Source organism: Herbivorax alkaliphila, assembly GCF_030848475.1.
Lineage (GTDB): Bacteria > Bacillota > Clostridia > Acetivibrionales > Acetivibrionaceae > Herbivorax.
Genome location: NZ_JAVDDS010000037.1, coordinates 11,144 through 37,113, shown reverse-complemented (window position 1 = coordinate 37,113; position 25,970 = coordinate 11,144). Strand labels below are relative to the sequence as shown.

Annotated in this window: 14 protein-coding genes; 3 read left to right on the top strand and 11 right to left on the bottom strand. The window is 31.2% G+C overall.

The features are described from left to right. Positions 1–233: 233 nt before the first annotated feature. The 3 genes from splB to RBH29_RS12910 form a co-directional block, all read right to left on the bottom strand. Positions 234–1,289 carry a spore photoproduct lyase gene (splB, locus tag RBH29_RS12920; RefSeq protein ID WP_306697334.1) on the bottom strand — a complete coding sequence of 352 codons (1,056 nt, stop codon included), beginning with the start codon at positions 1,287–1,289 and terminating at the stop codon, positions 234–236. Positions 1,290–1,570: 281 nt separating this feature from the next. Then, positions 1,571–2,326 carry an SWIM zinc finger family protein gene (locus tag RBH29_RS12915; protein WP_306697333.1) on the bottom strand — a complete coding sequence of 252 codons (756 nt, stop codon included), beginning with the start codon at positions 2,324–2,326 and terminating at the stop codon, positions 1,571–1,573. A gap of 46 nt (positions 2,327–2,372) precedes the next feature. Next, complete coding sequence (locus tag RBH29_RS12910; RefSeq protein ID WP_306697332.1) at positions 2,373–5,021, bottom strand: DEAD/DEAH box helicase; 2,649 nt, start codon at positions 5,019–5,021, stop codon at positions 2,373–2,375. Positions 5,022–5,267: 246 nt separating this feature from the next. Between RBH29_RS12910 and RBH29_RS12905 the strand changes: the two genes are divergently transcribed. Then, positions 5,268–5,528 (top strand): zinc ribbon domain-containing protein, encoded by a 261-nt coding sequence (locus RBH29_RS12905; RefSeq protein ID WP_306697331.1) that lies wholly within the window; start codon positions 5,268–5,270, stop codon positions 5,526–5,528. Between the two features lie 52 nt (positions 5,529–5,580). Here RBH29_RS12905 and RBH29_RS12900 read toward each other — a convergent pair whose 3' ends face one another. Beyond that, positions 5,581–7,464, bottom strand: a complete 1,884-nt coding sequence (locus tag RBH29_RS12900; RefSeq protein WP_306697330.1) for a [Fe-Fe] hydrogenase large subunit C-terminal domain-containing protein — start codon at positions 7,462–7,464, stop codon at positions 5,581–5,583. Between the two features lie 431 nt (positions 7,465–7,895). Here RBH29_RS12900 and RBH29_RS12895 point away from each other — a divergent pair, with 431 nt between their 5' ends. Then, a complete protein-coding gene (locus RBH29_RS12895; RefSeq protein ID WP_306697329.1) occupies positions 7,896–8,510 on the top strand; it encodes an RNA polymerase sigma factor in 615 nt (204 codons plus the stop codon). Positions 8,511–8,854: 344 nt separating this feature from the next. On the opposite strand, the gene ubiB is transcribed toward RBH29_RS12895, so the two are convergent. From ubiB to RBH29_RS12865, 6 genes are all read right to left on the bottom strand, one after another. Continuing rightward, positions 8,855–10,546: a 2-polyprenylphenol 6-hydroxylase gene (gene ubiB / locus RBH29_RS12890; protein WP_306697328.1), complete on the bottom strand. Its 1,692-nt coding sequence runs from the start codon at positions 10,544–10,546 to the stop codon at positions 8,855–8,857. Positions 10,547–10,739: 193 nt separating this feature from the next. After that, a complete protein-coding gene (locus RBH29_RS12885) occupies positions 10,740–11,063 on the bottom strand; it encodes a phasin family protein (RefSeq protein WP_306697327.1) in 324 nt (107 codons plus the stop codon). A 287-nt stretch (positions 11,064–11,350) separates the two neighbouring features. Beyond that, positions 11,351–12,367: a glycoside hydrolase family protein gene (locus tag RBH29_RS12880; protein ID WP_306697326.1), complete on the bottom strand. Its 1,017-nt coding sequence runs from the start codon at positions 12,365–12,367 to the stop codon at positions 11,351–11,353. Next, entirely contained in the window at positions 12,367–13,545 is a 1,179-nt protein-coding gene (locus RBH29_RS12875; RefSeq protein ID WP_306697325.1) for a glycosyltransferase family 4 protein, read from the bottom strand. Before RBH29_RS12875 ends, RBH29_RS12880 begins: the two co-directional genes overlap by 1 nt. A gap of 133 nt (positions 13,546–13,678) precedes the next feature. After that, complete coding sequence (locus tag RBH29_RS12870; protein ID WP_306697324.1) at positions 13,679–14,722, bottom strand: nucleotidyltransferase family protein; 1,044 nt, start codon at positions 14,720–14,722, stop codon at positions 13,679–13,681. Between the two features lie 375 nt (positions 14,723–15,097). Further along, a complete protein-coding gene (locus RBH29_RS12865; protein ID WP_306697323.1) occupies positions 15,098–19,885 on the bottom strand; it encodes a RecQ family ATP-dependent DNA helicase in 4,788 nt (1,595 codons plus the stop codon). Between the two features lie 345 nt (positions 19,886–20,230). On the opposite strand from RBH29_RS12865, the gene serS reads away from it, so the two are divergent. Beyond that, positions 20,231–21,508 (top strand): serine--tRNA ligase, encoded by a 1,278-nt coding sequence (serS, locus tag RBH29_RS12860; protein WP_306697322.1) that lies wholly within the window; start codon positions 20,231–20,233, stop codon positions 21,506–21,508. 123 nt (positions 21,509–21,631) lie between these two features. On the opposite strand, the gene RBH29_RS12855 is transcribed toward serS, so the two are convergent. Beyond that, positions 21,632–25,405, bottom strand: coding sequence for an S-layer homology domain-containing protein (locus tag RBH29_RS12855; protein ID WP_306697321.1), 3,774 nt, complete (start codon positions 25,403–25,405; stop codon positions 21,632–21,634). Positions 25,406–25,970 lie beyond the last annotated feature (565 nt).

Sequence of the window (25,970 nt, the reverse complement as noted above, 5' to 3'; positions counted from 1 at the left end):
TCACTATCTGCAATTTCCTTGTTTGAAGATTTTCTTGAATAAAAATCTTCTTTCATATATAAAAAAGAATTTCCAATGAAATATATTCTTAAATAGTGTAGAGGACGAGTGCATGTTGTATACATTTAATTAAACTAATTGGCTCCCTTAAAAACTTTCCCTTGTTTGATTGCACCTTTCACCAATATACATTATTATAAAAAAAGGTCTCCTGTCGCTAAATTAAAATTGCTTTATGTGAAATATTCTATCACAGAATCCGGAAAGTTACTTTTAATACTAGAAGTAATATATTCTTTAATTTCTTTAACGGTATCTTTTGCATAAATATATTTAAACCGCCCATATTTGCCCCATTTTAGACTTCTTTTAGACTCATCCATATCCAATTTTGTATTTGGAAATCTCTTTAAAATTGTATCTTTAGCTGTTGTGGTAAATCTATGCTGAATTAATTCAAAGGTTACAGGTTCATTTGACGCAGATACATTAACTTTTTCTTTTAATAATTTAAAAAGTTCTTTGTACTCCTCTTTCCAATTGTCATAAACCATTATAGGTGCAACAATAAAACCAACAGGATAACCTGAGTTTGATATTTTTGACGCAGCTTCTATTCTCTGTATAAAATCTGCCGTATTGTGTTCAAATGTATCTATTACATATTTAGAATTAACGCTTATCCTAAACCGAGTATGACCATTGTGTTTAAGGTCTAACAATGAATCTACATTGTCAAATTTAGTTACCACTCGAAGCCTTCCCCTTTCGAGAGAACCAAAAAACTCTATTGTTTTTGCTAAACTTCCTGTAATATGTTCAATGGCTAGAGGGTCACCAGCACTTGCAGCCTCAAAAGTTGTAATGTTTTCATTATTTTTTGATATGTGACGTTTTATTGTATTAAATATGTCTTCTACATTTACGTACGTTCGCAAATAAGGCTTAAATGCCTGGGTTGTATGAAGATAACAGTATTCGCAGTTCCCAGGGCAATTTGTCACAAGTGAAAACTGAAAGTCGGCAGAAGGTTTGCAAACTTCTAAAGACATACTTTTTTTAGTTGCTACCACTAAAGTCTTTTTTGCTCGTGCAAATTTTTGATTCTCAGTTTTACCAGGAATCGATGCCTTTACTCTTTGCAAAGCTAATTTCTTTATTTCTATTTCTCTATTCTCAAAATATTCAAACAACTGCTGTCCTAAAGGATATTTTAGTGAAGAGGGTTCAAAGAAAACCCTTTCTGGATTAAATAAATTATTTATAGTTAATACCTCCCTAATTTTCAATATAATGTCTATCTAGTTCTAAAAGTCTTCAGGTGGAGTACAATTTCCATCTGAAATTCTGATCTTTAGATTTAACTAAATGAGTTCATTATGTTGAATTCGTTATATAGGTTAGTATTAATCTATTTTTAAACCTTTTATTCATATAATTATTTTTCATGCTGAATATCTATTTTTTAACAGTTTTAATAACACAGCTTGACATAGCCAATTTCAGTAAGAACAATTCAGACTTAACTTTAAAAGTGAGACAAGAGAACCGTCCCTCTGTCTCTCTGTCTCTATGACTTCCTGCCTTTAGAACCCTTGGTTTCTGCGCTTTCAACTTCCACACCAAACATTGAAGTTATATCGTCATCTTCTAAAACACGACGACTTTTTCTTTCTGCCTTACCTAGCATAGACTTTGTTTTTCCTTCAATTGCATCGGATATTAATTCTTCCACATTTACATTTCTAAGTGTAAAAAACATCATGGGGTTTTCATCAAGTCTTGCTCCTACACCATAAAGAACCGCTGCTATGTGCTTACACATGTAAGCTCCATCTGGACAATTACAAGCTAATGTAATTTCTTTTGGGGATGGAAAAATTCCACTTCCCTTTGAAGTAAAAAGCTCTGAAAGTGCTTTGGGAAACTTACCATCTATAAGTTCTTGTAATGAATCTATTTTTCCTTCACAGGACTTTTTTATTTTTTCCCACACGTCTTTTTTTAATGGACTTATTTTTATATTTACCTTGTACCTAGAGCTTCCCTGCACCAATGCGGTTATTTCTCCTTCTTCTATCTTAAGGTCTAAAACCGCTCCATTTCTCACATAACTTCTTCCTCTGCCTATTCGGTTTTCATAGTCAGAATAGCTTTCTAAATTACCATTCCATGCTTTTCCCCACCATGTATGGGCAAGCTTTCTTCCCTCTATCACAACAGGCATAATATCAGGGTTCTTTTTCTTTAGTTTTTCTACTGCCTTACGTGCCTTTTCTCTTTTTTCTGCAACAGACACGTATTTACCAAATCCATAACTAGGCATATTTAACGCTCCTTTATCAAATTCAAAAGTCTATCGTACAGATAAATTACTCCAATCTAAACAAATCAACCAACTGACTGTTGTCCATTTCAGTAATCCAACTTTGATTGATGTCAGGAATTATTTCCTCTGCTATTTTGGTCTTTTCCTCTATCATCATATCTATTTTTTCTTCCACAGTACCCTCTGTAATAAATTTGTGCACCACAACATTATTCTTTTGTCCAATTCTAAAGGCTCTGTCAGTAGCCTGATTTTCAACTGCTGGATTCCACCATCTGTCAAAGTGTACAACATGATTTGCAGCAGTAAGGTTTAAACCTACTCCACCAGCTTTAATGGAAAGAACCATAAATGGAACATATTCATGCCCCTGAAACTTTGCCACCAAATCTTTACGCTTTGAAACAGGTGTCTCTCCGTGCAATATTAGACCCTCATGCTGAAAAACTTCTTTTAAAAATTCTGCCAAAGGTTCAGTAATCTCTTTAAACTGTGTAAACACAATTACACGTTCTCTTTTTTCATATATTGTCTCACATATTTCTCTAAGTCTTTCATACTTTCCACTTTCCTTTGGAACATAAGCCCTTTGTCCTAAGTATTGATCAGGATGATTGCATATTTGTTTGAATTTTAAAAGTGCTGCCAAAACAAGTCCTTTCCTCTCAATACCCTCTGATGATTCTAGCTTCATTTTAAGTTCATTTACTAAAGCACTATAGAGTGCTGCCTGTTTTTTAGTAAGGCTTGAATAGGTTTTCATCTCTATTTTTTCAGGCAAATCAGCAATTATACTTTTATCAGTCTTAAGTCTTCTCAATATAAAAGGTGATACAACCTGTTTTAGTCTTCCATAGCCTTCATCACTGTCCTTTAGCTTCTTTGTAAAGTCAGTAAATTCTTTAGAACTTCCCAATAATCCTTTATTTAAAAAATCAAATATAGACCATAAATCTGACAGTCTATTTTCTACTGGTGTTCCTGTTAAAGCTATTCTGCTCTTTCCCTTTAACTGTTTGACTGTCTTTGTCTGTTTTGTTGCAGGATTTTTTATTGCCTGTGCTTCATCGAGTATAATTATATCCCATTTATTCTCTTTAAGCCATTCTAATCTTGATACCATTCCGTAAGTAGTTATATATATACCACTTTCATTGCTCTTTTCCAAACTTTCTTTTTTCTGAGGATGCACCACTTTATACTTTAGCTTTGGTGCAAATTTATCAATTTCTTCTGTCCAGTTTCCAATAAGTGATGCTGGCACAATTAAAAGAGCTTTGTAAGACTTTTTCATTCGTATGCTATTTAACATGGCAATAACCTGTATTGTCTTACCAAGTCCCATATCATCTGCAAGACAAGCTCCTAATCCCAGTTCTTTCATGGTATAAAGCCATCCCAAACCTTTTTTCTGATATTCTCTTAATTTCGCATTAAAATAATCCCCACAAGAGACAAAATCTATTGTTTCAGGCTTTCTAAGCTTTGAGAAAACATCACTGAGCCACTCACCGTTACTCACTTCAACTTCACAATCTTTTTCTTTGATATTTAAGACTTTAGATGCAGAAAGCTTCATCCTCATTGCTTCTATCATACTCAATTCACCATTTTGAGCTTCTTTTTGTGCCTGTTCATAGGCCTTTAGCGTGTCTTTGAGTTTCTTTTCATCTACTTCAACCCACTTGCCTTTAATTAATGCAAGTCCCTCTGATTCGGACAAGAGTTTTTTTAATTCTTCTACTGAAATAGTTTCTCCACCTAAAGACAGATTCACATCAAATTTTACAAGAGCATCCATGCCAACAACTGAAGGTGGTTTAGCTCCTACATTTACAGACATCTTAATGGATGATTCTGATTTTCTTCTCCACCAATCAGGTATTCTACACAAAACACCTGAAGCCTCATATATAGGAACTTCCTTTAAAAAAGTATATGCCTCATTAGAATTAAGACCTATTGGATAAAATATCTCCCCTGTTTCCACTAACTCAGCTATAAATGGACTTTTTACAGCTGCCTTGTTAACAGTAGATAATAGCTCCAATAGTTTTTTACTATTCTGCCCGTATTTTTCAAGGGCGTTTTTGAGGGGAAGATGTTTGGCTTTTCCAGTAGCAGAAGGCTCTGCCGCATAAGTTGCCAAAAAAGCAAAAGGATAACCCTCTTTTTTACTTTCCACTAGGTGAAAATATACTTTACCTGCAAAATGAATATCAGAATTTTTACTTATGAAATATTCACTTACACTACCTTCATAATTTTTTATCTCTTTTGAAAAGATAGTATTTAGTCTTTCCCATACAAGGTCAAGCCATCTTCTATGAAGATACTCTATCCCGTTTATATATGGAGCTTTTAAAATAAGCTCCTCCTTTTGTTCATCTTCAAGGATGCCTACTGCCTTATCCCGTAAATTTTCAATATCAGGGTTTTTAGAAATACACTCTCCAAAAGCTTTACTCAATGTATGTAAATATTCTAAAGAAGGCGAAAGTGACAAAGGCTTTTTATACATTCCAAGAACAAATAAAGCTTTATCACTGTTTTTTTTATATAAATCATATATATCTTGCAAAAATTTATCTAAAGATTCTTCTTTGTTCTTTTTTACAAATTGCCAATCAAGGGCATATTTCCCCTCTGGCTCAATAATGGCAATTAAATCTTTTTTCAAAGTGCTACTCATTTGTGCCATTCTCCTTTGTATATAAATGTTTGTCATTGTTATTTTATAATATTTCGTATGTGTTGTATAGTACCAAACTAATTTTAAGTCGCTTTGTCCAGTGATTTAAAGGTATCAAATCCTTTTCAAAAAGCTATACATTAAAGGTTTAAAAGAAATGCTTTCATAAATTTTATATAATATGACACAATGTTGTCATATTATATAGATTATAATTAAGATATAAATGATAAGGAGGAATTTAAAATGGAAGAGAAATATTGTCAATCTTGCGGTATGCCAATGGGGGATACCGATGAAATGTATGGTTCAAATCTAGATGGTAGCAAGAATAAAGACTATTGTGAATACTGTTACATGAATGGGAAATTTACATCAGATATTTCTATAGAAGAAATGATTGAAGTTTGTATTCCCCACGTAGTTAATGAAAAATCTGGTATGAGCGAGAATGAAGCTAGAGAAATGATGAAGGAGCTACTCCCAAAATTAAAACGCTGGAGTTAAAAGAAATGGTTATTTCAAAAAAGGGGTTCACTTATTAAAAGTGAACCCCTTTTCACTCTTCATCTATTAAATGAGTAGCTGTAGACGAAAGCTCTTCTAATGAAGCATTGGTTTCCTGTGTTGTTGCCATATAGTTTTCTATTTTACTTTGTACTGTTTGAATGACTTTATCTAATTGTTCAACTGAATGTTTAATTTTTGATAATGCCTCATCTACATTGTCCTGATTCTTATTAGATACTGAAACTGCATTTCTTGACTGTTCTGCCAACCTTCTAACTTCTTCTGCTACAACTGCAAATCCTTTACCAACTTCACCAGCACCAGCTGCTTCAATAGATGCATTTAAGGCAAGCAAATTAATGTTTTCAGCAATTTGAGTAATTGTTTCAGACATTTCAGAATACTTAGAAAAGCTGTCTGTCAACATTTCCAAGCTTTCCATTGTGCTTTTTGAAGTGTTTTCTACTTCGCTCATCTGCATATTTATATCAGATATATCTGCAGCACTTTCATCTGTTACTTTAGATAGTTGATCTAGTATTTCATTAATATCTGAAGTGCCTTTTTGTAAATTTTCCAAAAAGTCTTCCTGTTCCTTTTGCTTTTGATGAATTATTTGGGAGTTTTTCTTTTCCTCTTCTAATTGTTCCTGGCTTTTTATATAAGATTCTTTTCGATTATATTCTATACAACTTTCTTTTACATTTAAACCAAGAGCCATTGCCCTTGCCATTTCTTCACATGTCTCATAACCACAAGCTGAACAATTAAATGTCCTCTCTTCATCAGTGTATTTTAATAACTTAACATAATTTTCTTCTATTTCCTTATGTGTTATTGAGCTTTGAGAAAATCTATTTTCATATTTTACCATAAAATCTTCTATTTTTAATTTCTTTTCTAAAAATTTAATAATATCTTTAGGACTTTTCTTGGATATAATCCCTTTTTTCGTAGACAACAGCTCTCTAGTTTTTTCATAAAGTATTGCATCCATTTCATCAGGAGTAATGGTTTTTTCAGTACCTGTTCCTAATGAACAGCCTTCAGAACAATTTAATATATCAATAACTAATGGTAATTTACCATAACCTTTATTGATGCTAGATAAATAGTCCTTAGTAAGCTTAGGGCCTTCAATTTTTTTAATATGAAACCCTTTCCCGAAAACCTGTTCAACACTCTCTTTTAAACCACCAGGAGTGGGATACCAAAACCCTGTTAAACTTTCAGGTGAATCAAATTCTGTTTCTTTAGCAAATCCTCCTTCTTCTCGGTACAGCTCCATAAGCCTGCTAAATGTTACATTGTATTCAATAGCATTATAGCGAATAAATTCATCTGTTTTCCCTACACAAGGTGACAGTGCAGCAATTTTTCCATTATAGCCATCATATTTTTTCAAATAAACTGCTGTACAATACATAGGAGAACCAATAGGACTTAAATATTTTAATAAATTAGGATAATATCTTTCTATGCTATTTACAATAACAGGACAAGGCTGTGCTATAACAGTTTTTATATTGTTTTCTTCAATAGCTTTAATATAAAGAAATGTTGTTATATCAGCACCAAAACTCACATCATATATTAATTCTACCCCTTTACTTTTTAGCCAAGCCAATACTTTTTTATATTCATTTTTATAGTTTAATATGAAGGCAGGAGCAACAACCATAGAAATTTTTTCACCTGTCTTGAGAGCTTCAAAAAACTCACCTGTATCATCTTCAAAGTGTCTGGCATCGTGAGCACAAGCTTTAATACATTCAGTGCATAAAACACATTCTTTTTCATTTATTTCTACTTTCATTTTACCTTCGCTGTCAATAAAAGTTTTATTTACCAAAGGATGAGGACAGTTACGAATACATTTATAACAACCAATACAATTTTCTTTTTTAATCTTTATTTTTTTAGTTGATATCATAACTACCTCCTGTTTTTTCGGAGCATTTTATGTTAATTAGACTTATAATATATATCGGATATATATATCTTTTTATAAACATAAAACTTCACATTAAAATATTTTTCTTTAATTATTTAATTAAATATTTATACCTTTTATAAATTTGCAGGAATTTTTATTAAATTTGCAGTATTATATAATTATGTACAGTAATATGTTGATGGAATAATACAAGTTCCTCCACAACCACCTGAATCTTGGGAACCATAACATGTAAAAAAGTTTTATGTATTCATTATACTAAAAATTGAATTTTCTCAAAAATAAGACGGGTAGTATTAACAAACTAATATTACCCGTTGTTTTAATTTATAATTGAACTATTAATGTATATATAGTATCTAACTTAAGTATAAGAATAATTTTTATTGGAGGAAATTAAACTTAAAATGAAAAAACCAAAAGCTGATTACGATAAAAACAAATATAATATAGTAGAACAGACTTTTTTAATCAAGAAAGAAAAATTATTACGTACTACCTATTTGATATTAAAAAATAAAGAAGATGCTCAAGATGCTGTACAAGAGACATATTGTCTGGCGTTGGAAAATATAAAAAATTTTGAAAAGAAGGATATTGTTTATTCTTCTGACACAATGTATGAAACAAATTTTATACCAATCGAAGAACAACCACATAAAATACTTGTTTTATCATATTTAGAAAAGAAGCTACTTGAAACCTTAAATTTTTCAGTTAATAACTTAGAAAAAGATTCTATAATAGAAAAAGATTTAAAAACTGGAGATTTAAAAATAACTAAGATAGATAAAAACAAAATAAAAATAGCTCAAAGTACAAATAATTCAGAATATTTTAAACTTTTTTGTGATAATGTGGAGATTGCTAGTAAAGGAAAAAATTTAGATATTTCAGATCGCAATGAAGCTATAGATATTGAAGGAGAGTTTATATTAATTAACAGTAATGAAAATTACAAATTGGAAATATGGGGCTATGAGGAGAAAATGGTAGATATCAAAATCCCCCTACAAAAATAGTGTTAGAGAATAAGGGGCTATTGCAATAGCGATTAAACGCAGGCAACGTCCCTTAACATTTATATCCTTCAGTAATGTTTCTGTTAGCAGTAAACATAAATAGATTTCCCTAACAGTAGTAAGTTCAATAGTAAGGATATAGATAGGATAATGAATATAGTACAAAGGAAGGACAGTATGGATGCTGAATTGAGGCAGGAAACATACATTGTATAAATTTAGAAACATTGTCAAGTGACTTTTTAGAGAAAAACAGAGATAATGAAGAAATATTTAGTAGTATTGTATCTTATAGTCAACCTTATGATGAGATTAAAAATAACAAAAGAAAGCCTTAATTTTTATCAGTTTTTTGACCTAAACATAGAAACTACCATTACAATTACTATAACTAAAGCTATTGCCAAACTTACTCTCAACATTATAACATTAAAAAAAGATGTTTCATCTCCTGCTCCAACAGCTGCACTTAAACTTGAACCTATAATTATTCCAGCGATAATAATGCTGGCAGAAAGCAGTACTACACTAAAAGACATTCTATTTAGTGCTCTTTCAAACCTTTTTTGTATTTTTCCTATTTCTTTGATTTCCAACTGAAAAGCAAAATCTTCATCTTCCATTTTAGTCAAAAAGTTTAGCATTGCAGAAGGAAATTCTGATAATAGCTCCTTGTAATTCCATAAGTTTCTTTTTATGCCTTTGCTTATTTTTTCTAAAGAAAATGATTGGTAAAACAATTTTTTAGCAATTGGTTTGGCAACAACAATTGGGTTAAGGTCTGGAGCAAGACTTTCAAGTAATGCTTGAAGAGTTCCAAATGTTTTTGCTAAAAGTGCAAATTCTCGTGGAATTCTTATTTTGTTTGAGTATGCTATATTGAAAATTTCATAAAACACTTTATCAACCTTTATTTCTTTTAAAGGCATCTCTAAATACTTGTCAATAAATATATCTACATCTCTTTCAAACTTTTTTAAATTATTTCTGTTTGGCATTGCCCCCATATCAATTATTGACTTTACAACTAATCTACTATTTTTAGAAGTTACTCCTATAAAAAAGTTTGAAATCATTCTTTTTCGTGATTCACTTAAAATTCCTATCATACCTAAATCTAAAAAAACTATTTTTCCATCAGATAAAACCCGTATATTACCAGGATGAGGATCTGCATGAAAAAAGCCATCCCTAAATATCTGGTTAGAAACAGATATGGCAAGATTTTCTGCAAGTTTCCTTCTGTCCAATCCTTCATTATCCAATTTTTCATAGTCATCTATCCTAATACCATCTATATATTCCATAGTAAGTACACGTTTTGTAGTGTATATCCATTTTGCACTTGGTACAGTAATATCTTCATCGTCGGTAAAATTCTGTTTAAATGTATCAGCATTCTCAGCTTCTTTTGTAAAATCCAACTCGCTTTTAATTACATTTTCAAACTCCTCCACCATTTCTTTGAAATTATACATTTTCCCATATTTAGTGTGATTGTCTAAAAAGCCAGCTAAATCCTTTAATATATTAAGGTCCTGATTTATTGTCTTTTCTATTTCAGGTCTTTGAACTTTAACTGCAACTTCTTTTTCTGTAATTAGTTTTGCACGGTGAACTTGAGATATAGAAGCTGCAGCCACAGGTTTTTCTTCAAATTCTTTGTAAACATTTTCTAGTTTATCTTCAAACTCTTCTTCTATAACTTTCTTTACTTTATCAAAAGAAATCGAAGGAACTGAATCTTGAAGCTTTTTCAGTTCTTCTACTATATCTACCGGCAATATATCTGGTCTTGTGCTCAAAAGCTGCCCAAGCTTAATAAAAGTAGGCCCAAGTTCTTCTAATGACAAGCGAAGTCGCTCCCCAGTTGAAAGCTTGACTTGACTACTTTTTATACTTTTTTGTGAACTCTTTTTTTTTATTTTTAAATACTTAAAAATACCAAGCTGATCTAGTAGCAACCCAAATCCATGCTTAGTTAATACAGCAATTATTTGCCTATATCTTGTTATACTGATTTTTCTATTTATCACAGTATCATTCCTATCCCTATTTCACTTTCTTCTATTTATAAATCTAGTTTAAAATCCATATATTTTATCATTTTTCATCATTAAGATTATGGGGCATCATGCCCCTTATCCATTAAATCTTTTACAACCTTATGATACTTATATATAAAGTATTCATCTAATTTCATCAATATTTAGCTTTTACATTAAAAATCTATTTGGATATTCCCTGTTCTTTAAGAACCTGTTTTACCTGTTCTCTAACAATTTGGCTAATTTCATCCTTAGTAACCAAATCTTCTTTCTTGGCAACATTCACAGAATCCAGTGCCTGTGTTACTTCTTCATTAATTAACTTTTTTAGTTCATTTCTCTGATCTTCCCCTCTTTTCACCAATTCTCCTGCAAACTGGCGTGCATCCTTTTTTGCTATTTCGCCTTTACTCACCAATTCTTCTACCATATCCTCTACTTTTTCCCTAGAATACACAAAAAGCCCTACTCCTAAGTTGATAGACTTTTCAAATAAATTTGACATATTTACTCCTCCTTTAAGATATTTAGTTTGATTAATGCAAGTGTTTATTTATTTAATTTATAAACTTTAAATTTTTTACAAATAAACTCATTAATTACTATGAGTATATCATATACCAATATAAGCTGCAATCAAAATAGTTGGTTCAAATATAATAAATTTTAACTAAACATATGTCACCAACAACCCATGACTAAGGTTACGAGACTGGGTGAAGACTTCTTTAAAAAAGGTTGCATAGACAAATAGTTTCCCATAGAAAAACCCTAGCCTTAGCAACCTCCTTGTCAAACATTCATATAAGATATTAAATAGGAAATAATACTTTCAGAGCCTTTATTCCAATTAAACCCTTTTTCTGTAATACCATCAAAACAGCCCCCTGTTTCTCTGTCCACCAGACTTATTCCTTTGATGTTAGCCCCCTCATACCACTCATGACACCTTTTTGCCTGCTGTTTATATTTACTCTTTCCAGTAAGGTTATAAGCTTCTAAATATGTCAAAACAGTTTCACAGGCTTCAACTGGCTGTTCATCAAATTCCGCAGGTTTTTTACCTCTTGTAAGCCATCCATCGCATCCTACAGGTTTAAATACTCCATTTTTAAATGTTACACTTTCTAAAAACTCAAGGCTTTCTTCTGCAACTTCTAAAAACTTCTTATTTCCTGTGAACTTGTATGCCTTAAAAAGAGACCATGGAAGTACACTGTTACTATAAGTAATGGAGTTTTCAAACCATTTCCAATCATCACTTTTATTCTCATAATAAAGACCTGTGAGGTTCTCGGCCATATTAAAAATATGTTTTTTCAAAGACATATCTCCCATATATTCCATTCCTATAATGGAATAAGCTTTAGACCTCAGATAGTTAATGGAAGTAACATTTGGTAGAGCCCTTTTTAGTATATACCCTAAAGTTGCCCTTATCCCTTGAGGCGTATGCTCATTAGAAAATGCATATCCTAAAGCCCATAGACATCTTCCATAACAATCTTCAGATCCCTCTTCTTCAAGCCATCTTCTATCATAACTCATAAAATTTTTAAATCTTCCATTTTCATTTAAGGCATTAAGTATAAAAGAAGAAAACCTGTGTATTAAATTAAGATATTTCTTCTTGCCATACCTTTCATATAGCATAACGGCCATAATTAAGGCACGGGCATTGTCATCAGTTGTATATCCATGCCTAGGATCTGGTACCCCATATTTTGAGTGTTGAAATATACCTGTATCGTCAGTTAGTAGGAATATATAATGATCATTTATTTGTTTTTTTGATAGAGTTTTTTTCATTATACCACTCTGCTATCCTTTAGCTTTGTTTCTTCAACTGTATCAATAAACATTTTTGTATATCTGTTTGCAATACTTTCCCACATCATTGTTTTGCCCACAATCAATGTTTTTCTCTCCATTTCCTTTTTTGCTTCAGGGTTTTCAAGAATATATCTTAAATTTTCAGCCAACGAGTCAGAATCTTTAAAATCTGCTAAAAGTCCTCGTCCCTCTGAAAGCATTTCCCTTGCATAACTATATGGAGTTGATACTATTACTCGACCATATCCCACAGCATAAGCAAGTGTACCACTTACTGCTTGATCCTTACCTAAATATGGTGTCATATAGATATCTGTCATTCCGAGATACTGAATAATTTCATCCTTTGAAAGATATTTGTCAACAAATATAACATGCTCTTTAATACCTAAGTTATTAACCTTCTCAATAAGTTTCTCCCTGTAAACTTCACCTGATTCCTTCTTGATAGAAGGATGGGTCTGACCTAAAATAAGATATACTACATCCTTGTAATCTTTTGCTACCTTAGAAATTGCCTCTATTCCATATTCTAGTCCCTTACCAGAGCTTAAAAGTCCAAAGGTACTTACCACACTTTTTCCTGAAAATCCATTTTTATCTTTGAGTTTATCACGTGATTCAAGAATTCTATATGGAACTCCATGATGCATAACCTCTATTTTAGATAAGTCCATATCATAAACACTTTCTAAAACAGGTTTTGTATTTTTAGCCATGGTAACAACTTTTGAACTCCTATCTCCTAGTTCTCTAAGCACTTCCCTCTGTTTTTCTGAAGGATTAGGAAGTACTGTGTGAAGAGTTGTCACAAAAGGTATTTCTAAATTTCTTGCCAAATCTAGAATATATTCTCCTGCTTCCCCTCCAAATATTCCATACTCATGCTCTATTACAAGCAATTCTATATCAGAATTGTTTATTTCCTTTGCTGTCTTAATATAACTTTCCCTATCATGCTGGGAAAGTTCCATTATTACTCTATCGCTATAATTGTATTTATTATTGTCGCTTACCGCAACAACCTTAGGATTATTTATTAATTCCACATCATCTAAAGCCCTCACCAGATCTTGTGTAAATGTTGCCAGCCCACACTCCCTTGACGGGTATGTACTTAAAAATGCCACGTTCCTTATTCTATTTGACGTCATATTAAAACCTCCCCTTCAAATGCATTTTTATACTCTTCCAAATTTATATATGCTTAAAAATAATTTTGAAATTCGAGATAGGGTCAGTTTCCCTACCTCAAAATCCTATGATGTATCTATATTAAAACATTTACTATACTGCAATTGAATGACAAACATTCTGAGTTAATATTATATTGTATTCTTCGGTATTCATATCAACCTTACAATTTGACATTATAACTGAATTAGCAATTAACGCTCCATTACCTACACTTGCATGATCCCATACTACACTTCCAATGACTTTTGATCCTACGCCCACATGTGAATTTTCACCTAAAAATGTATTAGGTCCAACTACAGCAAAGGCACCTATCTCAACATTGTCTTCAATATAAACAGGATCAATAATCTTGGCATTTGGATGTATTTTAGCCGTACTGCTTATGTATTTAGGATTATTTTTAAAATTGTGAGCTAGCATTTTTAAATCCCCATTTAGTATATCCTTATGAGCCTTAATATACTTATCAGGCGTTCCTAAATCCAGCCAATATGAGCATTTGTTATAAACTGCTATTTTCTTTCCTTTATTAAGCAACCGTGGATATGTTTCTCTTTCAATTGAAACCGATTTATCTAAAGGTATTTCATCAAACAATCCTGGCTCAAATATATAAATACCTGCATTTATAAGATTTGACGTTGTCTCATGATGTTTAGGCTTTTCTTTAAATGCAGTGACAAACCCTTTTTTATCATATTCAATAACCCCATAAGCTGAAGGATCTTCAACCTCTGTTGTAGCAATGGTAGCAAAAGCTTTTTTCTTTTTGTGGTATTTTATCATGTCAGAAATATCTATGTCGCTTAATATATCTGCATTAAAAACAATAAATGTATCTTTAAAAAACTCTTGAGCATTTTTTATTGCTCCTGCTGTACCTAACGGGATATCTTCTGAGATATAGTTTACCTTTACGCCTGTTTTTTCTCCACTTCCAAAATATTTTTCAATTTTGTAGGGTTTATAGCATGTACTAAGTACTATTTCATCTACACCATGCTCTTTCAATCTCTCAATATTTCTTTCAAGAAGTGGTTTTCCCATAACAGGAACCATAGGCTTTGGTAATTCATTTGTAATTGGTCTTAATCTTGTGCCCTTTCCACCTGCTAAAAATAATGCTTTCATTTCCATCCCTCCTAAAGTACTTTTATTTTTAGTACATATATAAACTTTATAGTGTTTTTTTATTTATTTACCCATTTACACCCAACTGAAAACACCCCATTATAGCTTTAATACAGTTAAAGCTATACAAGACAGAAAAAAGTTTACTAAATGCACGCACACAAAATAAAGCAAATACCTTTATTATAATTATTTATATTTATATAAAATAATACTTTTCAAAAAGAATACTTCTAAAATAAGGTACAGCGGACACACATAGTGCAGCTTAAAAAAAGATACTTATATTAGCACTCGTTACATTTGAGTGCTAACACTATTTTATGCTATATTTTTCTTTTTGTCAATGGGGTCAGGCTTGAATAATTTACTTATTCAAGCCTGACCCTCAAAATAAACTTCTGGTAAAATAATTCTGATTTGATAGTCTGTGTTTTCCCTTTTCCAGTATACAATGAATTTTATTTTTGCCATTTTAGGAATGTAGCCTTTTTCTTTTATAGATTGCACCCTAGACATAAAATATTTTGAAAACTTTAAAAGCTTTTGTCCTTTTAGATTACAACAATAATCATCATTAATTATTAATTCATCTCCAGCCTTTAAATGAAAAATCAAATTTTGACAATCCGCAAAAAAATCCAACCACACATCTTTAAAACCCAATTGCATTGCCAATTTATCAGGTAAAGAATAAACCTTACTATCATAAAATCTCTTTAGTTCATCTGTCTTGATAAAATCAAGATAGTCTTCATTATAGTGAATTGTCAAGTTTTGTTTTGCCCTAGTCATTGCAACGTATAGCAATCGAATATTTTCATCTGTTCTAATGTTAAATTGATTAAGCATTAAAAACACATTGTCAAATTCTCTGCCCTTTGCTTTATGAAAAGTTGATACAAAAATTGTTTCAACTTTTCCACCATAAAAATCTTCAAGCTTTGATTCCCGGATAAAAATTTTTAAATCCGACTTATATTTATTTTCTGGATTTACAGCTTCAAAATCTTTTATAATGTTAATACAAAGCTCTAAGTTTAGACTTTTGTTATAGGTTTCTATTAACTTTCTTTTTGCTTCTATCCAAGTTTCACCACTTATCATTTTCCCCTCTTCTATTTCAAGCTGATTTAAAAAAAATTGTACTTCTAAAAGATTATAAATATTAAATCCTTCATTTGACTGAATTAACTTTGCCTGCATTCCATTCTTTATAAGAAGGGCTGTAATTTGCAACGCTTCTTCATTAGTCCTAGTAAGTATGCAAGTAGTTCCGGAAAGACCCTCAGACACTATATTGTTTACTAGAGGTACAATAAGTCTAGATCCTCTATGCCTTACTATTTCTATTTTCCCATTGTCACTTTGCACAGGCACAATAGGAGTATTCTTTAATCGATTGGGTATCTTTTTTGCAAACTGATTTGTAAAATCCACTAAGTTGTTCTTGCTTCTATAATTTTCTAAAAGCTCATAGACTTTGGCTCTTTTTTCTCTAATTAAATATTCTAAATGCTTTGAGCTGGAACCTCTAAATTCATAAATATTTTGATCGTCATCACCAACTGCAATTATACGCATATCCTCATTGTATTCCATCAAGGCATCTATCAGAGCAAACTCATCAGCATCCATATCCTGAGCTTCATCAATTACTAAAACAGTCTTTGTTATTTTACCTGATTCTGCTTCTCGTTTTTTAATTTTCTTCACAGCTTCCCTGATTACTTCACCTGATTTTTCTAAACTTCCGACTCTTCCTAATAAATCAAAGCAATAGGAGTGAAATGTTTTTATATCTATAAAATTTGCAGCATTACCAATAAGTTTTATTAAGCGTTTCTTAAATTCAGTAGCTGCAGATCTTGAAAAAGTCACCATTAATAACTGTTCATGTTTGACATCTTCAATTAGCATTAGCGATGCCAACTTGTGAACTAAAATTCGAGTTTTTCCACTTCCCGGCCCTGCTGCCACAACAATACAATCTGATTCATTATCATTGATAATCTTCAACTGAGTTGGTGAAAGCTCACCAAAAATCTGTCTAAATTTCGCAGGGGTAATATTCCTTTTTATTTCATTTTTTCTGTTTCCCTTAAAATATTTATTTAAAAAAGAATTATAATTAAGTTGAAAATAGTCATCCACAAACTGAAGTGCCTCTTTATAGTCACTTATCATTTTCTTTGCATATTCGCCAACAATGTGAATTTGCTGACCTTTATTTTCATAGTATTCTTTTAGTTTTTCATAGTGTTCTAACCTGTATCTTTTTTTATTATCTTTCTCTATACGCTCAATTTGCATAGGATTGTATAAAACTAAAAATCCTCCTTCAATTGATAAAACCCCAACTTTCGACATATAAAAAAGAGTATCTTCAATATCGTCATTAGTTACTTTTGTATTAAATAGTGTTATTCTTTTTTCAAATGCCTTTTTTAATTCACAAATTGAAAAGTCAATTACCTCTTGGTTTTTTTCGTCTTTTTTGTCTTTTTTATCATAGAGATATTCTAAAATAAATTGAGCCACTTCATATCTTTTTGTAAGTCTTTCTTTTAGAATTTCTCTTTCGCAAAGACAAAGAATTGCCACGTGCTCTTTAGAATGACTGACTGTCTGCTTTTTTACCCAGCCTTTAATTGTCCAAAAATTTATAATAGTTTTTATCATGTTTGAGCTTATATTTTCAATTCCCTCTTCTTCTGCCTGTTCATTTAATTCTTTAATATGATACACTTTTTCACCATATTCTAAAATTGACAATAAAAATTTTTCAATAGACCAAAAAGTTTTTAATATACCCATTAAACGATTCTTAGCTTCACCTTTTTTTATAAAAACCTTTAAATCTTTCATATCAGCTAAAATATTTTCTTCTCTAAGCAAATTGACAATTTTTATTACTTCACTCTTTTCAATTGCCAAATGATCTGATATATAGTCAACTCTTGCTTCTGCCTCTTCATCATCTATTTGCTTACTGCTTTTAGTTGAAAAAAGCTTTTTAATAATTCGAACTGCATTTTCCCTTTCTTTTTCATTAAACTTATCAGAACCATTAATTTTGCAAATTGCCTGATATGCGTTTTTTGTAAGAATACTATTTGCATATACTTTTGGCATATTCTGCCCTCTCTTTATATAACCTGCATCTTCTAAAGCTGCAATAGCAGTTTTCACCCTTGTTTCAATCTCTACAATACTATCATCCCATCCAGCCTTTCTTGCAATTTCTAAAGCAGATTGTGAAACTGTTGAACGAAATCTGGTAATACCTTTAATTGCTTTCCATACTTGTTGGATTTCTTTTATGCTGAGTTTTGTTTGATTTAACAAAATAAAATGTTTGCTTAAATCTTCATCATCAAAAAGAACAAAACAATCAGCAGATATGTTTTCATCTCTCCCTGCCCTTCCAGCTTCTTGGACGTAGTTTTCCAAAGAATCAGAAATTTCATAGTGAATAACCATACCTACATCTTTTTTGTCAACTCCCATTCCAAAGGCAGATGTGGCAACTATAATTTGAACCTGTCCCTTTATAAAAGCATCTTGGTTTTCAGTTTTCTCCTGTTTATCCATCTTGCCGTGATATGGTTTTGCCCGATAACCATCTTTTGTTAAACGCTCTGCTAATGAATATGCAAGCCTTGTACGTGAAACATACACAATTGTGGGACATTCTTTTTCTTCGATTAACTCTCTTACACAATTGTATTTATCTTCCTTACCCTCTTTCATAAATACTTTGTAGTTAAGATTAGTCCTTGATGCCTTGGATCTGAATACCTCTAGGTCAAGAGAAAGTTTATCCTTAAAATAATTTCTTATATCTTCAATTACCTTTTGCTTTGCAGTTGCCGTAAAACAGGAAACAGGAATTGTCTCCTCTAAATTTTTCTTTTTCTGCATTGCTTTTATGAAGTCTCCAATGTACAGGTAATCAACTCTAAAATCCTGCCCCCAAGCAGAGAAACAATGTGCCTCATCAATAACAAACCTGACAACATTTCTTCCTAAAAGAAGTCTCTCTATTGTCTTTGACCGCAAAGACTCTGGTGAAATATAAAGTATAGAAGCAGATCCATTTTCAACTCTTTCAAAAGATTTTGCCCTCTCAATAGGGTCAAGTAAACCATTTATAGTTACCGCCTCTGTTATTCCCACCTTTTCTAAATTATCAACTTGGTCTTTCATTAATGACTGCAAAGGAGATATAACAACCGTTAACCCCTTTGAATTTACACCACTCATTAATGCAGGCAATTGAAAAGTAATTGACTTTCCTCCACCAGTAGGAAATATAGCAAGTAGTGATTTATTTTCTACTGCTGCCTTTGCCGCTTTCTCCTGTAAAGGTTGACCACCATATTTTCTAAAAGAATTAAACCCAAAAAATCTTTTTAATCCTTTATGAATATCAAGAGCTTCGTCACAATAAGGACACCCTTTTAAACATGGCTTATTCCTTAATAAAAACATAATTCTTTTAGTTTCCGGGAAATTTTTCAACACCCATGGGGGTGTAATGGAATATCTGCTTCTTGCATTTATTAAAGCTAAACAATATGCAAGTTCAATGGAACATTCAGAAATTATCTTTGAAATATTTGCATTTTTGCACATTAGTGAGTGAAATCTATTATCAATTAATTTTTCTACATTTGTTTCAACACTTTTGTAACCAACATAGTCAAAAAAAGCACTAAACTTATCTTTATCTTTTAATAAAATATAAAAGATGCTTTTTAACTCTTCATCTATATTCTTAAAAGCTTCAACTTCATCATAGAAAAGATTTTTAGCTTTTATTGAATCATTTAAAGGATTATTCATTTCCTCTGTCTGAAGCTTATCGTCTTTTAACAGGGCATGATAAGGCTTAGCTGGAAACATTAGAGGTGAGAGAAACAAAGTGTCAATAATATTTAAGTCTTTGATTTGTGCATCTTTAATTGCACTTTTAATATATTTTAAATCGTGATTAAAAATATTGTGACCACAGATAAATTTTGAACCCTTTATAAACCTTATAAAATCAATAACAGAGTTAGAGTGAAATGGACTATCATCTTCCCTAACACTTCCAATATCGATAATTTTTTTACTTTTTGAATGAATTTCCGTATCAATAAAAACAATTGAATTCATATTCTTCCATTCGACATTATCATATTTGTTACAGTTATATTTTACAGTTTTTAAGCTTGACTGTCAATGATGGGGTAAGGCTTGCAAAGCTGAAACATAGAAATTAAACAACCACAAATTTTTGTATTAAAATAATATTTTTTATCAAAAATATTATATAGAATAAATTTACTTGAAATTTATTTAGAAATTAAATATAATTGTCGAGTAAGCAGTTATTCTTTAATGCTTAAGAATTATAGATTACAATGCATATTGTCTTGCTAAAAATCAACCCCAAAAGTCAATATGAATATTATAGAATATATATCAGCAGATTATAAAAACTGATTAGGAGGAAAGTATATGTTAGATTTAAAATTTGTCAGGAGTAATCCTGAAGCTGTTAAAGAAAATATGAAAAAAAAATTTCAGGATAATAAGCTTAATTTGGTAGATGAATTACTCGAACTAGATATCCAGCATAGAGATGCAAAGCAAAAGGCAGAAACATTAAGAGCTCAAAAAAATAAGATTTCTAAAAAAATTGGAGCATTAATGTCAAAAGGGAAAAAGACTGAAGCAGAAGAAGTTAAGAAACAAGTTACTCTAGATTCAGAAGAACTTGCTAAATTAGAAGTTATAGAAAATGAATTAGGTACTAAAATTAAGGATATTATGATGAATATCCCAAATATAATTGATGCTAGTGTGCCTATTGGAAAAGATGATAGTGAAAATGTTGAGGTAGAACGATTTGGTGAGCCAATAGTACCAGACTTTGAGATTCCCTATCATACTAAAATTATGGAAAATTTAAATGGAATTGATTTAGAAAGTGCCCGTAAAGTATCTGGACATGGATTTTATTACTTAATGGGTAACATTGCAAGGCTTCATTCGGCAGTAATTTCGTATGCAAGGGATTTTATGATAAATCGTGGATTTACATATTGTATTCCCCCATTTATGATTCGAAGTGAAGTAGTTACTGGAGTTATGAGTTTTTCAGAAATGGATGCAATGATGTATAAAATTGAAGGTGAGGATCTTTATTTAATTGGAACAAGTGAACACTCTATGATTGGAAAATATATAGATACAATTTTACCTGAGAATTCCTTACCACAAACTCTTACCAGTTATTCACCTTGTTTTAGAAAAGAAAAAGGTGCACATGGTATGGAGGAAAGAGGAGTATATAGGATTCACCAATTTGAGAAACAAGAAATGATTGTTGTTTGTAAACCAGAAGATAGTATGATTTGGTATGATAAGTTATGGGAAAATACAGTGGATTTTTTCCGTTCATTAGATATACCAGTTAGGACATTAGAGTGCTGCTCAGGCGATTTAGCAGATTTAAAAGTAAAGTCAGTTGATGTAGAAGCATGGTCTCCTAGACAGAAAAAGTACTTTGAAGTAGGAAGTTGCTCAAATTTAGGAGATGCACAGGCTCGACGCTTAAAAATCAGAGTTGAAGGGGAAAATAATAAATATTTTGCTCACACTTTGAATAATACCGTTGTTGCTCCTCCAAGAATGTTGATTTGCTTTTTAGAAAACAACTTAAATAAAGATGGTTCTATTAATATTCCATCAGCTCTACAGAGTTATATGGGTGGTATGTCTCTCATTAAATAAATTGAATGCAAAACTCCATTTTTTTACAAAATGGAGTTTTTTTATGTATTAATTTGAATTATTTAAGTGCTATTGGTTTGCCAATGCATTACAATGATTTTCGGACTCCAATTACAACAGTTTTTAATCTAGTGCTGCACTGTTAATATCATAAAATGCCCAGTGTGAACTATCAACATCTTCAAAGATTTGATTCCCTTCATATAAAGGTTCTATTTCTAAAATTCTATTTATTAGGGTGACACTTTCTGCCCTGTTTATCATGTTTTCAGGTCTAAATGTACCATCAGAGTATCCCTTTATACTTCCTGTATCTGCAAGATGTTCAATATAATCTTGTGCCCAGTGACCTTTAGTATCTTCAAATCTAAAGTCAGTTATTTCTGAGGTACTTATTTCCTTTAATGTTTGAAGAAGCTTAAAAGTAACTGTTGAAAATTCTGCCCTTGTTATATTTTGATCAGGCTTGAATGATCCATCATCATAACCTTTAAACAATTCCTTATCTGAAACAAGTAAAATAGCTTCTGCTGCCCAATGAGATTCATCAACATCTGTATAAGCTATATTTTCACCATAATTACCCAAGTCTTCTGCTTTTAGTATATTTGCTAAAATAACCGCTGCCTCTGCACGTGTAATATGTCTTTCGGGCCTAAAAAGACCATCCGAGTATCCTTTTATATATGCTTTGTACTCGCCTGTACTTAATGCTGGTTTTTCTTCTTCTGGTTCTTCAATTTCTTCTGGCGTTGGTTCTGGTGTTGGAGTTGGCGTTGGTGTAGGTGTTGTTTTTGGTACAACGCTGCTATTTTTACTTTGAGGTCTTGGTGTAGACTTTGGCTCATTGTCAGATGGCTCTTCTGTTTTTTCATCTAGCCCATCTTTTTCCTCAAAAGCTTTTATAACTTTTTCAAACAAATCACTGTGTTCAGTTATTTTTTCCTCACTTCCCCACACGCAATAATTACCTTCTTGGGCTAATTGTTCAAACAATATCGAAAATTCTCTAATATCTTCTAATGTTGTACTCAGGATTTCTTCAACAACTTGAACTGCTGAAGTATCTGAATTTGAAATATATGCATTTTGAGCCCCCCATCCACGCGAACGAGAAGTACTAACTGAAAGATAGTTTCCTACTGAACCAATTATATAATTTTCCATCTGCTCTTCTGTTAAATACAGATCTTCAAGAAACATAGAAGTATAATCGTATAAAAGTAGTGTTTCTTTCAAATTCGGATCATCCCAGGATATTAAAATCATATTTCCATTTCTCTCTATTCTAAATTGCCCTCCATATGCACCAGACATTCTCATAGCATTGAAAACAAAATCATTTACTATATTATCCAGCACAATAAACTTACCATTGTATTCATAATCTAAGGACTCATTTAAATTATGACCTTTTGCTACAAACTGAACAGATGTATCATCCATAAACCCTTCATTTTTCTGGTGTTCTTCTAAATTATAAGTTATCTTTTCAGCTTCAACTGGCTTTAATGCTACTTCTGCTACCCTCTCTATTTCCTCTTTGTACAATGAATAGTTGTTTTCTGAACATGTAATTCCAATTATCAAATCTTGTTTTGGAAATGCAAGCCTGTATGTTTCTTCTAGTTTTGCAATTACAGTTTCAGGATTTGTTTCAAGTAGTTTTTCAACTTTACATAGAAAATCGTAGTAGTCTATACCTGTTATTTCATTATATAATGATGCCTTAGAATTATAAGCTAATACCCTCCTATAAACATAATTAACTGGATTTCTATTTTTCATACTATTTTTTTGAGCCGCTACAATATCCTTTATTCTTTCAATTTCATCAAATTTACTATTGTAAATTATCTCATTTACTAAGTCCATAGTATCTGAAAGATTACCTATAAGATTATAAAAGGATACATCAAATTTAGGATAATATTTGTCTGGATCTTTAGCATCTTCAATTGCATAAACACCAAAATCTATCCCATCAGTTAGCCTTAATTCATTTTTCCTAAGCTCATTATAACTATAATTCTCTGTACTAACATTTCCTAATAATTTATCTAAAAGAAACAAATACTCAAGATTATCTTGTGGAACTCGTGTTGTATCAAAATACATATCAGTATATGCTATTTCTCCCATATCAGAAGGTGTATATACTATTTTTATATCTTCAATACTCTCCTCATTCACCTCTGTTCTTCTTATCTCTGAAGTATCTATATCTTCCATTGTAAGAGTTGGAAAGGTTTTTAACAGTTCTTCATCATCTGGTGTATTGTACCAATTTAGTAGTTCTATATTTTCTATTATTAATTCTTCCAATTCTTCTTCGCTAAGACTTTCCTTGTATTCTTCTAGTTCTTTTCTGTCTGCAAGGTCTTTTTCTTCTTGAAGTCCTGAAACTGGTTTAAACACTACAAATCCAGTATGATTACAATTCAAAAGATACTCCTCTATTAATTCTTCAAAATATCCGTCATCTATTTTCGCCCTTATTTCATCAATAATATCGTATGACAATTCAAATCCATGGTATAATGGTTTTTCAGCAAGCCAATTTGTAGCCACCGTTTGAAGATTTGTAAGCCATGAATCTGTAGTTTCTTGATAAGAATTAAGCTCTAGATTATCTATTAGTAAATCCACAAATTCTTTGCTAACTTCTCTGTCCATCCCTTCCACTACAAAATTCTCCAACGTATCTTCAACAATTCCTACAAACAAGTCTTTTTTATCTTCATCAGTTCCTGATAATAATATTTCAAACCTAGGTTGTATATAATCATTTCCATAAACTACACTTAAATTATCATCAAACCCAGCGTCAACTAATGCATTTCTTAACGGTGATTCATCCAGCATAAGGACATTCGCTATTAACATTAATCCCAAATCTCTTTCGTGATCCCCAAAGTCATCCAGCATATAATTTAGGGATAAAAATGTTTTGTTTTCTGTTGTTTCCCCCATAGGTATTGAATACTCAATCTCTCCTTCTAACATAGCTCCAGCCTCTTCTTGCTTTTCTATTACAACTGACTCTCTTTTGTCATATTCAACAAGGTATTCATTATTTATATATTCTAAATAGGTAAACATATCTAAATCTCCATAGAAAAAGAACATTGCATTAGATGGATGATAATATTTGTGATAATACTCTTTAGTTTCTTCATATGTAACATGTTTAATATATTCTGTTTTTCCAGCTGAATCATATCTGTATGGTGTATCTGGATACAAAACTGAATTTACGCCAGTTAAAATTTTTCTACTTGGTGTTCTTTCATCCCCTTTCATCTCATTATAAACTATTCCATTATAGACAATAGGATCTTCTTCATTTAAAATTTCTTTTCTTATTGCTTCTTGCTTAAATATTCTCTCATCTTCTAAAAATCTAGGTGCAAACATCCCATCAAGATAAACTTTCATACAATTATATAAATCTGTTTCATTTGTACTTGAAATCGGAAAAGATGTATATAATAGATGAGTGTATGCATTTACAAAATTAGCATAAGAATATGAATTTAGTAATGAATATGTATTTTTAAAAGGATATTTTTCAGATCCCCGAAGTACTGAATGCTCAATTATATGCGGTATCCCTTTATTATTCTCAGGTGGGGTTTTAAAATTCACTGCAAAAGCTCTATGTGTATCACTATTTTTTTGCCATAAAAGTTCTGCCCCCGTTTTTACATGTGTAAAAGTATAAAAAATATCATCTTGGTCTTCTACCTCAATTATCTCTTCACATTTAAAACCAAAATACTCGTTACCTTCTTCAAACTTCGCATTAACTTCTTTTTCCGCAAATACAGGCTGCACAAAAGAAGCAACACTTAATACAATAGCAATTACAAGTGCCAATACATTATTTTTTCTCATTCCTACCAACCCTTTCAAAATAATTATTTATTGAATGCAAACTAAGGAATGCTCTGGAAATAACTAAATAATAAGTTCCTCTCTAAAATCAGGTTTTACTATTAGCTTATTTCTTATTCTAAAACATCATGATTCAGCTTGCTAATTTTCGGCATCTAAGGCTTTAATTAATTATATCTAAAAGCTTTCTCAAGAAAATTCACTATAGCCCATAAATTTTTACAAGAATTAATCTTTTTACAAATTCCTATACTCTATAAAAACAATTATGTGTTTTTGCCTATAAAAAAATCATTGCTTTTAGCATAACTATATTTTTAAAACTATATAGATTTAATTAAATCAATCATAAACCATAGATTAATTTTAGAACATGCAAGATTAAACGCATAAATTTGAATATTTAGAAGTGAAATTTAATATCTTATTCTATAATTTGTTTAATAACCTCATTTCCCACTTTACCCCCTTTATATCACTTTAGAACATGCTTTCTTTTAATTTTTTCTTTGTTTATTTTTTAACAATTCAACACAATTTAAAATGAGCACTTCACTTCTCTTTA

Excerpts from the sequence above, each read along its gene's own strand:
- serS (WP_306697322.1), top strand. The coding sequence starts at position 20,231 with ATGTTAGATTTAAAATTTGTCAGGAGTAATCCTGAAGCTGTTAAAGAA.
- RBH29_RS12915 (WP_306697333.1), bottom strand. The coding sequence starts at position 2,326 with ATGCCTAGTTATGGATTTGGTAAATACGTGTCTGTTGCAGAAAAAAGA.
- RBH29_RS12855 (WP_306697321.1), bottom strand. The coding sequence starts at position 25,405 with ATGAGAAAAAATAATGTATTGGCACTTGTAATTGCTATTGTATTAAGT.
- RBH29_RS12885 (WP_306697327.1), bottom strand. The coding sequence starts at position 11,063 with ATGTCAAATTTATTTGAAAAGTCTATCAACTTAGGAGTAGGGCTTTTT.
- RBH29_RS12865 (WP_306697323.1), bottom strand. The coding sequence starts at position 19,885 with ATGAATTCAATTGTTTTTATTGATACGGAAATTCATTCAAAAAGTAAA.
- RBH29_RS12910 (WP_306697332.1), bottom strand. The coding sequence starts at position 5,021 with ATGAGTAGCACTTTGAAAAAAGATTTAATTGCCATTATTGAGCCAGAG.
- RBH29_RS12895 (WP_306697329.1), top strand. The coding sequence starts at position 7,896 with ATGAAAAAACCAAAAGCTGATTACGATAAAAACAAATATAATATAGTA.
- RBH29_RS12900 (WP_306697330.1), bottom strand. The coding sequence starts at position 7,464 with ATGATATCAACTAAAAAAATAAAGATTAAAAAAGAAAATTGTATTGGT.
- RBH29_RS12880 (WP_306697326.1), bottom strand. The coding sequence starts at position 12,367 with ATGAAAAAAACTCTATCAAAAAAACAAATAAATGATCATTATATATTC.
- RBH29_RS12875 (WP_306697325.1), bottom strand. The coding sequence starts at position 13,545 with ATGACGTCAAATAGAATAAGGAACGTGGCATTTTTAAGTACATACCCG.
- RBH29_RS12870 (WP_306697324.1), bottom strand. The coding sequence starts at position 14,722 with ATGAAAGCATTATTTTTAGCAGGTGGAAAGGGCACAAGATTAAGACCA.
- RBH29_RS12905 (WP_306697331.1), top strand. The coding sequence starts at position 5,268 with ATGGAAGAGAAATATTGTCAATCTTGCGGTATGCCAATGGGGGATACC.